General features: G+C 51.7%; 9 protein-coding genes. 7 read left to right on the top strand and 2 right to left on the bottom strand.

Annotated elements, in window-relative coordinates:
* Nucleotides 1–658: 658 nt before the first annotated feature.
* From NDI52_RS05915 to psbA, 6 genes are all read left to right on the top strand, one after another.
* Nucleotides 659–2,023 (top strand): ATP-binding protein, encoded by a 1,365-nt coding sequence (locus NDI52_RS05915; protein WP_190770230.1) that lies wholly within the window; start codon nucleotides 659–661, stop codon nucleotides 2,021–2,023.
* A gap of 185 nt (nucleotides 2,024–2,208) precedes the next feature.
* On the top strand, nucleotides 2,209–3,282 hold the full coding sequence (locus NDI52_RS05920; protein WP_242035603.1) for a chemotaxis protein CheB: 1,074 nt from the start codon (nucleotides 2,209–2,211) through the stop codon (nucleotides 3,280–3,282).
* Nucleotides 3,283–3,652: 370 nt separating this feature from the next.
* On the top strand, nucleotides 3,653–5,518 hold the full coding sequence (locus tag NDI52_RS05925; RefSeq protein ID WP_348256322.1) for a CheR family methyltransferase: 1,866 nt from the start codon (nucleotides 3,653–3,655) through the stop codon (nucleotides 5,516–5,518).
* A gap of 347 nt (nucleotides 5,519–5,865) precedes the next feature.
* A complete protein-coding gene (locus tag NDI52_RS05930) occupies nucleotides 5,866–6,252 on the top strand; it encodes a hypothetical protein (RefSeq protein ID WP_190770232.1) in 387 nt (128 codons plus the stop codon).
* 215 nt (nucleotides 6,253–6,467) lie between these two features.
* Entirely contained in the window at nucleotides 6,468–6,815 is a 348-nt protein-coding gene (locus tag NDI52_RS05935; protein WP_190770233.1) for a histidine triad nucleotide-binding protein, read from the top strand.
* A 636-nt stretch (nucleotides 6,816–7,451) separates the two neighbouring features.
* A complete protein-coding gene (psbA, locus tag NDI52_RS05940) occupies nucleotides 7,452–8,534 on the top strand; it encodes a photosystem II q(b) protein (protein ID WP_190770234.1) in 1,083 nt (360 codons plus the stop codon).
* Between the two features lie 263 nt (nucleotides 8,535–8,797).
* Here the strand turns inward: psbA and NDI52_RS05945 are convergent, their stop codons facing one another.
* Together NDI52_RS05945 and NDI52_RS05950 are read right to left on the bottom strand one after the other, a co-directional pair.
* Nucleotides 8,798–12,103, bottom strand: a complete 3,306-nt coding sequence (locus tag NDI52_RS05945; protein ID WP_190770235.1) for a DEAD/DEAH box helicase — start codon at nucleotides 12,101–12,103, stop codon at nucleotides 8,798–8,800.
* Nucleotides 12,084–12,242: a hypothetical protein gene (locus tag NDI52_RS05950; RefSeq protein WP_190770236.1), complete on the bottom strand. Its 159-nt coding sequence runs from the start codon at nucleotides 12,240–12,242 to the stop codon at nucleotides 12,084–12,086. Before NDI52_RS05950 ends, NDI52_RS05945 begins: the two co-directional genes overlap by 20 nt.
* A 654-nt stretch (nucleotides 12,243–12,896) precedes the next feature.
* Here NDI52_RS05950 and ilvC point away from each other — a divergent pair.
* A complete protein-coding gene (gene ilvC, locus NDI52_RS05955; RefSeq protein ID WP_190770237.1) occupies nucleotides 12,897–13,892 on the top strand; it encodes a ketol-acid reductoisomerase in 996 nt (331 codons plus the stop codon).
* Nucleotides 13,893–13,896 lie beyond the last annotated feature (4 nt).

A 13,896-nucleotide genomic window follows, 5' to 3' on the forward strand; every position in this document is an offset into this window, starting at 1 on the left:
GCTCATCCCGCAGGCCATAACGGCGCACCATAGTAACATCTCCCTCTTTGGCTTCAAAAACTCAGATTTTTGATTCTAAGCCGACAGAGGGGCTAATTGATGACACGCCCTAGCAAGATAAATTTCTTATAAATTCTCTCTGTCATTATTATTTGGGGATTATCTACATGCAATAGGTTCAAACCCATTGTCACCCAATGGAAAACTTATGACAGGATTAATGATGAATTAAACAGCCTCAATCCTCTATAAATCAATAGCCCGAGGACAAAAAGCTTCCTGATAGAACTAAATTATAGAAACTATTAGGTTTATCACTTGTTTTTTGCACTACATTTTTCGCTGAATTGAGGCTAATCAATCCTTCTGAGAACTAGAAGCATGATCTAGCCTAGAAAAAAAGTAGCTTTTATAGGTCTGCCGTAAGGCGCATTATGCATTTGCCTAAAAAGGGTGGAAAAGTGTTCAAACTTGCCTTTACGGCCTGAGCTGTAGACTCTAAAATTAATGATTATCACTACCTTTCGGGGCTGTTTTGCTTGTTTCTAAAATTAAATAAAATGCTTCATACTTTAGAGGGGCGACAGCTATTTCTTTTTTGGTAGCTTTTGTTTTTGGGTAGAGTGCTAGCTGTTTTCTGAAGTTGGAGCAGATGGGTATGATTGACCGAAACGTAGAAGATCTATCTACACAAGAATTCTCCCTGGTCTCTCAGGAAGCACAGCAATTATTTGCGAGTATTGCCGAAACTGCCTGTCAACGGCCTGAACTCGTCGTCCAGTGCCTAGAGAAGTTGCAATCTACTGTAGAAGAATTGCAGGTTGCTGATGAAGAGCTACGTCAGCAGCAAGAAGCCCTAACGGGAGTGCAAGCCGATTTAGAGCGGGAGCGTCAGCGATATCGAGATTTGTTTGATTTTGCCCCAGATGGCTATCTCATTACCAATGGCTATGGCCTGATACAGGAGGCAAACATTGCAGCCGGGCGGCTCTTCAATATGCCACCTGACCATATGGTCGGTAAGCCCCTCGTGAGCTTTGTCTATGATGACCACCGCCACGCCTTTCTGAGTTTGCTCAATCAACTCCCCACGCTGCATCGGGTGCAAGATTGGCAAGCGAAACTTTGCAGCCGTGGACAAACGTTATTTGATGCCTCATTAACCATGGAAATGGTGCATCCCGCTTCACAAAATTCTTCGTCAGAGGCAACGCCACTCCCCATTCGCTGGCTCGTGCGCGACATCACGCCTCAAAAACGAGCTGAAGAGCAACTGCGCCAGATGCAACTGCAAAATTTGGAATTACGAGAAGTTGATCACCTCAAAACCCAGTTTATTGCAGCCCTTTCTCATGAAATGATTACGCCCTTGAGCGCTATTCTGGGGCTGGCGCAACTGCTGCAACAACACTTTCAACAAAAACGAGAAGGGCGTTTTGTCAGTATTACTGAGCGCATTGTCAATAATGGTCGAAGCTTGCTTACCATCATTGAAGACATGTTGAGTCATTCGCGGCTCCAATCATTTCGTTTAACGCTCAATCCTGAGCCTGTTGATTTGCGGGATTTGCTGCTGTCTACGGTAGATGAGTTGCGATCGCTCGCCGATCAAAAAGCGCTACAAATTCATCTGCGCCTGCCCACAGAGCCACTTGTGGTCACCAACGACATTTTGCGCCTGCGTCAGGTTGTGGTGAACCTTCTATCGAACGCTATCAAATTCACCGATACCGGCAGTATCTGTGTCAACTTGTGGGAGTTGCCGGAAGGCCGCATCGCTATCGTGGTAAGTGACACGGGCATCGGTATTGCTCCCGAAGATCAACTCCGTATCTTCCGAGAATTTTGGCAGGCTTCCCAACGAAACAGTCGCCAGAACCGGGGAGCAGGATTGGGGCTGTCTATTTGCAAAGCTATTGTTGAGCTGATGCAAGGCAGTATTACCGTTGAGAGCCGGTTAGGGGAAGGGGCTATTTTTCGGGTTGAATTGCCCCGCTGGTTGCCCACTGAAACAGAGGAATAACTCCCCTGGGATGATGAATATAAGGCTGTAACCTGGTATCACTTAAGAGTCTGTTTGAATTGGTTTTTTGGCGCTACTTACACAAAGAATCAACTTTTCCAGCTTTATAAACTGGTTCTACGCAATGGGTGATGGGTTATCTTCTGGAGGCTTGCACAGGCTCCTAGAAAATAACGGTTACTCACTTGCCAGTAACCAAACCACAGGACGATACCTTGAATGCTCAGCCTGACTACATCCCGGCCAAACTAAATATCATCGTCGTTGGAGCATCGGCGGGTGGTGTTGAAATGCTGACCCAACTGGCTAAGCATCTACCTGAAACCTTAGAGGCCAGCCTTTTCATTGTGGTTCACTTTCCGAGTCAAAGCACCAGCTTCCTTCCCAAGATATTGAGCCGTGTTGGGAAGTTACCAGTACGGCACCCCCAGGATGGTGAATCAATCCGCCCTGGGCATATCTATATTGCCCCTCCTGATTACCATTTGTTGATCCAAAAAGGGCAAATGCGTCTTAGCCAGGGGCCTCGGGAAAACGGCCACCGTCCAGCGATTGACACCCTGTTTCACTCGGCTGCCCGCAGCTATGGGCGATGGGTTACCGGGGTGCTGCTATCTGGCGCGCTAGACGATGGCGTTGCAGGTCTGGCAATGGTTAAATCCCAGGGAGGGCTGGCGATCGTTCAAGACCCCGCTGAGGTCGCCTTTGATGGCATGGTGCGGAGTGCGATCGCCAACGTTGATGTAGACTACATTCTGCCGATTGAAGCGATCGCCCATCAACTGGTTCAGCTTTCTGAAGAATTTCTTGAAGGTGCCATCGCCATGCCAGAAGATATGATCCACGAAGCAGAGCGGGTTGCCGAGGACAAGACCGAACGGGAAGAGGGCCAGCATTTCAATTCCCCCAGCCCAATGACTTGCCCTGATTGTGGAGGGGTGCTGTGGGAACTGCGTGAGGGGGAATTAATTCGGTTCCGTTGTCACGTGGGGCATGCCTACTCTATGGACAGCTTAGTGGCCGAGCAAACCAACGACGTTGAGCGGGCATTGTGGTCGGCGCTTCGCGCTTTAGAAGAGAAGGCAGCTCTGGCCCGCCGCCTGGCAGCTCATGCCCGTAGCCAGGCTCGCTCCCTATCAGAGAACCAGTTTATGACTCGGGCTGATGAAGCAGAGAAGCATGCCACCATAGTGCGCCAGGTGGTCATGCAACAGAAGTTAACAAAATCCCATACGTCGATCAGTCCTGAAGATTCATGAGAGTTCTGCATAAGAATTTCCCTGTGATGTGGGTGGTTTGCTTGCTGCGTGGGCAAATCACCCACATCATGGTGGTCATTGCGTGACTGGAAATCTCCTAAAGACTTGTGTGAGAGCGGGTATGAAACGTTATTGCCGTGTGTGCAGCGTAGGAAGATTCAACTCAACTCCTTCTAGAATTTTTTAACCCATGCTAAGCAACACCGGACCTGTGATTCAGAATGGGCTGGATGACGTCCGATACGTCTAGTAGAGTTGCCGTCTCAACATGCTCTTAACCAAGCTCAAACCGATGCGGTAAAGTTGATTTTGCGATTTAGATGGATAACTCTAACCTTCCATCATCGGCCGGCTATAAGGGAGCCCTACCGTGACAGAGACACAACCCGATGCTGATTTCGAAGCCTTACTGACCCACATCAAAAACAGCCGGGGTTTTGACTTTACAGGGTATAAACGCTCCAGCCTGATACGGCGCGTTAATAAGCGAATGCAGGTTGTTTCAATAATTGGGTATAACGACTATCTCGATTATTTGCAGGTGCATCCCGAAGAGTTCAATGAACTCTTCAATACGTTGCTGATTAATGTCACATCATTTTTTCGCGATCGCCCCTTCTGGGACTACATCAGTGAGGAGATTATCCCCCGTATTCTGGCTTCTAAAGACAGCAGCGAACCGATTCGGGTGTGGAGTGTGGGGTGTGCTTCGGGGGAAGAAGCCTATACAGTCTCGATGGTGTTAGCGGACGCCCTCGGCGTTCACCAATTTCAAGAGCGGGTCAAAGTTTACGCAACCGATGTGGATGAGGAAGCTCTGGCCCATGCTCGGTCGGCTACCTATTCTGCTCAAGATATTGAAGGGCTGTCGCCAGTTCAGGTCAAAAACTTTTTTGAAAAGAACGATAACCGCTACACCTTTCGTAAGGATCTGCGCCGCTCTGTAATTTTTGGCCGGCATGATCTGATTCAAGATGCACCCATCTCCAAAATTGATTTGTTGGTGTGTCGCAATACCCTCATGTATTTCAATGCAGAAACTCAGGCCCGAATTTTGTCTCGGTTTCACTTGGCGTTGAGGGATGGCGGGTTTCTGTTTTTGGGCAAAGCTGAAATGTTGCTAAGCCAATCAGCTATGTTTACCCCCGTTAGCTTGAAATATCACGTTTTTACCAACGTGCCCCGCCTACGTTTGGGCAATCAACTGTTGAAAATGACTCAGCAAAGCGATGACGAGGAGCTGAGTCCTTTGTCTAACATGGTTAAACTTCGAGATCTGGCCTTTGATAACAGCCCCATTGCGCGGATTGTGGTCGATATTCAGGGTTCTCTGGTGCTGTGCAGTGAGCAGGCCCGCAACCTCTTTAATCTCGCCATTCAAGATATTGGGCGACCGCTGCAAGACCTGGAGATCTCCTACCGCCCCGTGGAGTTGCGATCGTGTATTGACCAGGCTTATGGCGATCGCCGCACCGTACACCTTCGCGATGTGCCCTGGCAATCTCAACACGAGCAAATCTTTCTAGATATACAAGTGACTCCGCTGTTCGATGCAGGCAATCAAGTGTTGGGCGTCTCCATCAACTTTGTCGAGATCACCCGTTACAAACGGTTACAAGAGGAACTGGAGTACGCTAACCAGGAGCTAGAAACGGCCTACGAGGAACTCCAGTCCACCAATGAGGAGTTGGAGACAACCAACGAGGAATTACAATCCAGCAACGAAGAACTAGAAACCACCAACGAAGAACTCCAATCCACCAACGAAGAATTGGAGACTATGAATGAGGAGTTGCAGTCCACCAATGAGGAAATGCAAACCGTCAACGACGAACTCCAGCGCCGTAGCGAAGAACTCAACCAGAGCAATGCTTTTCTAGAGTCCATCCTGGCCAGTCTGAAGGGTGGTGTGATCGTGGTCGATCGCGATCTCCGCGTCCAAATCTGGAACTACAAGGCCGAAGACCTCTGGGGTATCCGCACTGAAGAGGCGATCGATCAAAATTTTCTCAACCTGGACATTGGCCTCCCCGTCGAACAACTCCGTAACCCCATCCGCGCCTGCCTCTCTGGCACCTCCATAGATGGAGCGGGCATCTTCCTACCTGCCATCAACCGTCGGGGCCGAAGTATCCAATGTTACATCACCTGTACACCCCTCATCGGCCTGCAAGGCTCTATTCAAGGCATCATTATGCTGATGGAAGAACAGGAAAATCCACCGTCAACATCCTAATACCGTTTTTTATACTCATAGCCAATTTTGCTGGAACGGAAGGGTGAGACGCCGCATCACGCCAGCCATACCGACTTTCTATCAACGACCTATAAGACGCTCCAGCTCTGCTGTGAGCTAAATTTGTAAGCCTCGTGAACTTACAGAACCAATCAATGAATCTTCTATGAAGAGCTCGCTTCCATTACGGAGTATCCCGTAAAAACACGTATAAACAGAAGTATAGGGTGCAACGTGTTCTGGTAGAGCCCGTCATCTTGGTGTTTTGTCTCCAGGGATGCTACGGGCTCCGCTCTGTAAACCCTATAGTACTTTTCATCGATGTTTCCTGAGGTCACGTTACAGGTATGAGTGACTCCGAAGCTCTCGGTTATGTTTTAACTGAACTGTACTCCATTAATCAATCCATCTATCTGCGCCTGCCTGCCAGTAAGGAATCCCTTCAGCAGCAGCTCAGCCGGATTCGTCACTCACAAAGCCAACTGGAGCTATTGCTTCAGGAGGTGACTCGGCAAGCCAGAAAACGCCGGAGAACTACATTTAAAGACTGTTCTCCCAGCCTGTTTCGGTTGATCTACCAGACAGCACGCCAGGCTGAAAATTACAAAATCCTTGCCGAAGAGTTTCCCCTGGATTCTCAGGGTTCAATGGATTGCTTAGCTCGCATTCAACGCCGTAGTCAGGCGATCGCCCAACACATTCAGGCTCTCGAAAAATCCCCACTGGCGTCTTAAGCCTGAAGTGGCTATGTTTCAAAGAGGTGTAGTGAAAGGGGGACGAAGTGCCCCTTTCACTACACCCCATCCACATCCCTAGAACACCACCTTCATCCCGGCACTCATAAATCCTGGGAAACCCTTAAAATTTCAGCATTGCAACATAAAACTGGTTGTGTGTAGTGGCACCGCACACCACACAACCCTACTGAATCGTTTATGAGGGTCAGATTATGAGTGATGGCGTAACGCTCTTCACCCGCATTATTCAGCGAGAAATCCCCGCCGACATTATTTATGAAGATGAGCTGGCGATCGCCTTCCGCGATATCAACCCCCAGGCTCCCGTCCACGTGCTCGTCGTTCCCAAACAACCTCTACCCAAACTGGCAGACGCCGTCCCCGAAGACCACCGAGTTCTAGGCCACCTGCTCATGACAGTAAAACGGGTCGCCGACCAGTTGGGCTTAGAGAAGGGATACCGGGTTGTTATTAACAACGGGGAAGACGGCGGGCAGACCGTCGATCACTTGCACCTGCATGTACTGGGTGGGCGCTCCATGACCTGGCCTCCCGGCTGAACCCTCACAAGGGAGGCGGGTATAGCCTGGCTCCCTTGTCTTTTAGCCTGAATTATTCTTCATGCCCCATAGCTGACCTTTACGCACAAGGCCTCTGGGGCATTCGTTTACCGAGCTTAACAATCTGAAACCCCTGCGATAGCGAGGCTGCATGCCCCGCCCCCATTGCAAGGGTTTCAGATTATGAGAAGGCTTTGACAAGAATGAGCGGATTTTAGCCGTTTCGGGGCTTAGGCAAGTTCGCTGTAACCACTGCCTGGGTGGTGTGTAGCCGGTTTCGTCTGCCACACGCCACACGCCTATGGAGATTTCCAGATAAGAACTTCCCCATTATTTGGAAAAAAGGCGCGGCGAAGCCGCGCCTTTTTTCCAAATAATGGGGATATTGTTTCTCAGAAATCTCCTATGTAAGTCCTGCGTTTATGAATCCGTTATTGGATAGAGGTCTTGGATTGCTCTGCTGTGTTAGCTCACAACTCCTACAGAACAAGCCCTTAAAGATGTGCGGAGACCCTTTACAAAACGAAACTTTCCCCTTAAGCTCTTAATTAAGAACGGTTACGGATTGTTCACATTCGTGAGAGCAACCCCGGCCTGTTCCCGGATCAATTCTTCATACATAACGAAGCACTCATTATGACGACTACCCTTCAGCGGCGCGAGAGCGCCAATGTGTGGGAGCAGTTCTGTAACTGGGTCACCAGCACCAACAACCGCCTCTATGTAGGCTGGTTCGGCGTTCTGATGATCCCCACCCTGCTCACCGCCACCATCTGCTACATCATTGCCTTCGTCGCTGCTCCTCCTGTGGACATCGACGGTATCCGTGAGCCTGTAGCTGGTTCTCTGCTCTACGGCAATAACATCATCACTGGCGCGGTTGTTCCGTCTTCCAACGCCATTGGTCTGCACTTCTACCCCATCTGGGAAGCTGCTTCCCTCGATGAGTGGCTCTACAACGGTGGTCCCTACCAACTGGTTGTATTCCACTTCTTGATCGGCGTCTTCTGCTACATGGGTCGTGAGTGGGAACTGTCCTACCGTCTCGGTATGCGTCCCTGGATCTGCGTTGCTTACTCTGCACCTGTTGCAGCAGCAACCGCAGTGTTCCTGATCTACCCCATCGGTCAAGGTTCCTTCTCTGACGGGATGCCCCTGGGTATTTCCGGTACCTTCAACTTCATGTTCGTGTTCCAGGCAGAGCACAACATTCTGATGCACCCCTTCCATATGTTGGGTGTAGCGGGTGTGTTCGGTGGTTCTCTGTTCTCTGCGATGCACGGTTCTCTTGTGACCTCTTCTCTGGTGCGTGAGACCACCGAGACTGAGTCTCAGAACTATGGTTACAAGTTTGGACAAGAAGAAGAGACCTACAACATCGTGGCAGCCCACGGTTACTTCGGTCGTCTGATTTTCCAATACGCTTCTTTCAACAACTCTCGCGCACTGCACTTCTTCTTGGGTGCATGGCCTGTAGTAGGAATCTGGTTCACCGCGCTGGGTATCAGCACGATGGCGTTCAACCTGAACGGGTTCAACTTCAACCAGTCGATTCTGGATTCTCAGGGTCGGGTAGTGAACACCTGGGCGGACATTCTGAACCGTGCGAACCTGGGTATGGAAGTAATGCACGAGCGCAACGCTCACAACTTCCCCCTCGACTTGGCTGCTGGTGAGGCTGCTCCTGTCGCTCTGACCGCTCCTGCTATCAACGGTTAATTCTTAACTGATTGATTAAAAAAGCGCCCCTAAGGGGGCGCTTTTTCGTATGGTTAACCTGCATCATTCTGGATGCTCATAGTTGAACCCTTTGTGGTGACGGTTATGGAATGCCACCAAAAGGGTTCAACTATGTAACCTCAATTCGGGATAAGCCCATTTTGTCGTGCGCATAGCGCACGACAAAATGGGCTTTTTCGAGGGGCGCGCCTTGCGCGCCCCTCGAAAAAGCCCTTACCCCAAACTGGGGTTATGTAGGGACGTTAATCGTCAATGACAGCACTGCGATCGAGCAGAAGCAGATTTCGCAGTTGATCTGAATTCAGCTCCGTGAGCCAGTTTTCGCCAGTCCCAACGATTTGCTCAGCTAAAGCTTTTTTGCTTTCGATGAGTTCGTGAATGCGTTCCTCTAAGGTGCCGGTGCAGACGAATTTGTGAACCTGCACGTTGCGGGTCTGGCCGATGCGGAAAGCGCGATCGGTGGCCTGGTTTTCCACAGCAGGGTTCCACCAGCGATCGTAGTGGAAGACGTGGTTGGCGCGGGTCAAATTCAGACCGACGCCCCCAGCTTTGAGAGAGAGAATGAAAATACGTGGCCCCTGCGGATCATTCTGGAAGCGATCGATCATCGCCTCCCGCTGTTTCTTACTGCTGCCGCCGTATAGGAACAACACATCGCGGTTGAACTGCTGCTGCAGATGGGCCTGGAGCCATTTGCCCCAGGTAGCAAACTGGGTGAAGATGAGGGTGCGATCGCCCTCCGCTAACACCTCCTCCAACATTTCCTGCAAGCGTTGCAACTTACCCGAAGGTGGCAGGGTATTGACATTAATTTCCTTAACGTCTTCATCCTCTACGGCCTCTTTTTGCAGCAGCAGCGGATGGTTACAGACCTGCTTTAGTTTGGTGAGCAGCGCCAAAATGAGCCCTCGTCGCTGGATGCCATCAGCTTCATCAATCTGCTGCATCGATTGTTCTACCAGTGTTTGATAGAGGGCGGCTTGATCAGCGGTCAGGCCACAGAACACCGTCATCTCCTGTTTGGCGGGCAGGTCTTGAATGATGGTGCGATCGGTTTTAAGACGACGCAGGATGAAGGGTTGAACGAGCGATCGCAATGTCTGCAACGAGTCCGTATCTCCATACCGCTCAATCGGCACTGCAAATCGTCGCTGGAAGAAGTTGCGCGGCCCCAGGTAGCCAGGGTTGAGGAAGTCCATAATGGACCACAGTTCTGACAGACGATTCTCCACGGGAGTCCCGGTGAGGGCAACCTTAAACTCAGCTTCTAGCTGTCGGGCCACCTGAGATTGCTTGGCTTCTGGGTTCTTAATGTTCTGGGCTTCATCCAGCACCACGCTCTGCCATTCCACCTTCTTTAAGTCGGCCTCATCTCGGTAGAGCAAGGCGTAGCTGGTGATCAACAGGTCTTTCCCCTTCACAGTTTTGAGGAAATCTTTGCCTTGCGATCGCTTATCTCCATGGTGGACAAATGCCTTCAGGCTGGGGGCAAACCGTTTAACCTCCCGTTCCCAGTTGCCCAATACAGAGGTAGGGCATACCAGCAGGGTCGGTTTTTCCAGTGCTCCCTGTTCTTTCAGGTGCAACAGGAAGGCGATAAATTCAATGGTTTTGCCCAGACCCATGTCATCCGCAAGACAGGCTCCCAAACCCCAGCGTTGTAAAAACGCCAACCAGGAAACCCCCCGAAGCTGATACGGACGCAATTCCCCCCGAAAATCAGAGGGTGGTTCAACATCTTGAATAGTTTCGTTGCCCTGGGTCAGGGTGTTGATCAACTCCTGCAACGCGCCCGAAGCCTCAAAGCTCAATACAGGTAGCTTTTCAATTATTTGGGTATCCCCTGTGCTGATGCGCAGCGCATCTTCCAGGGAAAGGGACATCTGATCCTTGCGGCCTTCAAAGAAGGTTTGGGCAGCTTTGATGTCTTGCGATCGCAACTCAACCCACTCGCCATTAATCTCGACTAAAGGGGTGTTGAGAGCAACGAGGCGATCGAATTCCGCTTTGCTGAGATTTTGGCCCCCAATGGTCAGCTCCCAACGGAAATTGAGCAGGCTTTTCAGCCCCAGTCCTTTGCCCTTTTTAGGCGGATCTGCCTTGACACTCAGACCCAAACGGTTGGCCCAACCTTCCTGACGGGTCAGGCTGGCGGGTAAAACAACCCCGATGCCACTGTCTTGCAGGCGAGCTGCACCAGACTTGATGAAGTCGTAAGCCTGACGTGGATCAAGCGTGCAGAGTTCTGGTTGGCGGTCATATAAGCTGGGCTCAATCAACGGGTACAGGCGAGAGGCCAGCCCCAACCCAGCCAATAGGGTTTCCTGGGGTTGCTCAATCACACGGCCCTGGTAGGTAAGCCGTTCGATGGGGTTGCTCCAGATACGCTGAGCGCTGACCAGAAATTCGGGATCGTCGGTGGCCTGCAATGCGTAGGCCAGCGTCCAGGTTGTTTCTCCCTGAGGTGGCGGTTGCAGACATAAGCAAACGCGAAAGCTGGCAATCTGCTGGGCCAGGTGCAGTTGCAGCGGGGCGCTCCACTGGAGCAACAGGGTGCTAAGACGCTCTAGATGATTGGTGTCAGCGTTCAACTGAGGTTCTGAGCCGAGGCTCTGGAGCCACTGGTAAACGACGGAATCTTTAGGGAACGGCAACGTCGGAACCGTGTTGTGACCGATCGCCCCTCGCACCTGAGCCTCAATCGTATGGTTGAGAAAATCCAGCAGAATTAAGCGGGGTGAGGTAAAGCGGGGTGCAGTGGGAACCTCTGATCGGTGCTGATAGGTGCAACATGCTCCGGGCATGCGGCGTACAAACTGCTGCAAGCGCTCCTGGTCGACGTTGCTATCGAGGAGTACCTGCCAGCGCCCCGTCCCCGATATGCCATCCTGTTTCAGACTGGGCAAGAAGCGCGATCGCGCTAACAGGTCCAGGCTCCAGCGGGCACTGTGCGACCAGAACCGCAAATCGTCCCCCATGAATGATTCTGAAGTATTGACCCAACCCAGGGGAAGCGCGTTGAGGACACGAAAGGCTTCCAACGGGGTCAGGCAAATCCCCCAGACTTGCCAGGTTTGCAGGGTTGGAGGCGGTTGATCGGAGTCAACGTCCTGGGCCGAATGTCGAGGTAGCCAGGCAACCCCCACGTCGGTTTGAATGCGATCGGCCGGAAGGGAAAAGGCGATCGCCTGCCAGCGCGCAGCATCGGGAGTCGGGATTGGTTCAACGGTTGAGGCTTTACGTCCTCGTCCTCGCCGGGGAGTCGCGGCCACAGGGTCTTCTAGAGGAACGTCGGTTAGGGGCCAAACCAGTTGTTGCGATTGCACCAACTCTTGTAGCATCGAGCGCAACTCGGGCCACTCCATCGCAAACGGATGAGCCACCTGCCCATCCCCTTCGGGTAAGGGATCAACCCGCCGCCACATTTCACCCCAGAGGAAAAAGCAGGCTTGCGATCGCCGTTCTGAAGGAGCTTCCTCTACTTGAGACGATAGAGGAACTGTAGGATTAAGGGACTGGGGGAGCCAACTACCGTGTAATACTGCCATGCCAGTTACGGGTGTTCACAGCCAATAGAGCATTTGATTCAACCGCCTGGTGCCCCACAGAGATGTTGCAGTCGCTCGACGCCAAGACTTGAGGGTGGCCAGAGCGTAGGGCGATCGCCAGATCAGGAGCAGCAGGCACAGGCGTACGGGAACGTAAGGAATGCAGAAGGTTTATTTGATGTGCCCTTGGCCAAGCAGGGTTTTGAAACAGCCTTTCAATCCAAGCGGTAAGCTTACTTTGAGTATTTGAGGTTGTTCTAGGGCGGCTAGCTTACCAACGGTAGAGCGGCTCAGGCGATTAACGAAACGTCTGTAAATGAAGAGCAGGGAAGCACTCTTACACATACGACCCCTTTGGTAGGGCATTGATGGCCTCATTGTACAACCCATCCTGTCGAATTCGAGGTTCTTCACCCCTGCCATAAAGGCGGGAAAAGAATGGCGATCGTCGTGCTGGAGGGGCTGTCTAGAGCCACAACTTGATCCTCTAAAGTAATGAGTTTGACCATACAAAACTTAGGAAAATCTTTAGAACTTAACCTCTTGCTGGGAGCTTCTCCGAAAACCCAATGTGGGGAGAGTGAGGTGCTGATGTATCCACCCTTCCCACACGGGGTTCTCGGTATTTTCTGTGGATTCTATTCACGGACCTACGCCTCAGGGGGGAGAACAGGCTCATAAAACTGGCGTATTTCTGCACGGAAATCTTCCCAAGCTGCCCGATGGTTCTACCACTCTGGTAAGATGAAAGGCTGCACAAAAACTACCGCTTGCTCCACGGAGAATTTTCCCTATGGCTCGGATGTACTATGACTCGGACGCGAATCTTGACTTATTAGCCGGTAAGACGGTCGCCATCATTGGTTACGGTTCCCAGGGGCATGCTCATGCCCTCAACCTGCGTGACAGCGGCGTGAACGTGATTGTGGGTCTGTACCCCGGCAGTAAGTCTGCGGCAAAAGCCGAAGCCGAAGGGTTGCCCGTTAAATCCGTGGCGGATGCGTCTGCCGCAGCTGACATGATCATGATTCTGCTGCCCGATGAAGTGCAGAGAACCATTTACAAAAACGAAATCGCTCCTAACCTGAGCGCAGGTAAGGCGCTGCTGTTTGCCCACGGTTTCAACATTAACTTTGGTCAAATTGTTCCCCCCGCTGATGTGGACGTGCTGATGGTGGCTCCTAAGGGACCCGGCCACCTGGTACGCCGTACCTATGAGCAAGGGGAAGGGGTGCCCTGCCTGTTTGCGGTATACCAGGATGCGACGGGGCAGGCGCGCGATCGCGCCATGGCCTATGCCAAGGGCATCGGTGGTACTCGCGCCGGCATTCTCGAAACCACCTTCCGCGAAGAAACGGAAACCGACCTGTTTGGTGAGCAGGTGGTACTGTGCGGCGGCCTCAGCGCACTGATCAAAGCTGGTTTTGAAACTCTCGTAGAAGCTGGTTACCAGCCCGAGCTGGCCTACTTTGAGTGCTTGCACGAAGTAAAGCTGATCGTGGATCTGGTGGTTGAAGGTGGCCTTGCCAAGATGCGCGACAGCATCTCCAACACCGCTGAGTATGGTGACTACACCCGTGGCCCTCGCATCATCACCGACGAAACTCGCGCTGAAATGCGTAAGATTCTGTCGGAAATCCAAACGGGTCAATTTGCTCGTGACTTCGTTCTGGAGAGCCAGTCGGGTAATGCCAGCTTCACCGCGATCCGTCGCCGCGAAGCCGAGCATCCCATTGAGGAAGTGGGCAAGGATCTGCGTGCCATGTTCAGCTGGCTGAAGAAAGTCTAAGCCT

It is taken from the genome of Leptolyngbya sp. PL-A3 (assembly GCF_039962325.1).
GTDB lineage: Bacteria > Cyanobacteriota > Cyanobacteriia > Elainellales > Elainellaceae > Vacuolonema.